Genomic DNA, 411 nt, shown 5'->3' with positions numbered 1-411 from the left:
TTCTGATTTTGCATTAGCTGCGGAGTGGTAGTTCAGTTGGTTAGAATACCGGCCTGTCACGCCGGGGGTCGCGGGTTCGAGTCCCGTCCACTCCGCCAATTAATGTAAAGTATTAATCTTCAGTTTCAGCGACGCAGCAATATACAGTTTGTATAGAAGCTAAATGCGGAGTGGTAGTTCAGTTGGTTAGAATACCGGCCTGTCACGCCGGGGGTCGCGGGTTCGAGTCCCGTCCACTCCGCCAAGTCGTTAGATGAATTCAAATAAAGAAAATTCTTATCGGTAATTTTTAATGTAATTGTTGATAAGTAATACTGCGGAGTGGTAGTTCAGTTGGTTAGAATACCGGCCTGTCACGCCGGGGGTCGCGGGTTCGAGTCCCGTCCACTCCGCCAACACTCCTAATCGATA

General features: G+C 48.9%; 3 tRNA genes. All 3 read left to right on the top strand.

What is annotated here, in order from left to right:
- Window positions 1-21 precede the first annotated feature (21 nt).
- Window positions 22-98, top strand: a tRNA-Asp gene (locus tag ACSLUR_RS19105).
- A gap of 69 nt (window positions 99-167) precedes the next feature.
- Window positions 168-244 (top strand) — tRNA-Asp (locus ACSLUR_RS19100).
- 74 nt (window positions 245-318) lie between these two features.
- Window positions 319-395, top strand: a tRNA-Asp gene (locus tag ACSLUR_RS19095).
- Window positions 396-411: the final 16 nt, after the last annotated feature.

The sequence above is a fragment of the Thalassotalea montiporae genome (assembly GCF_053485855.1).
Note: the sequence above shows the minus strand (reverse complement) of the source record. Positions and strands in the feature narration are given on the sequence as shown.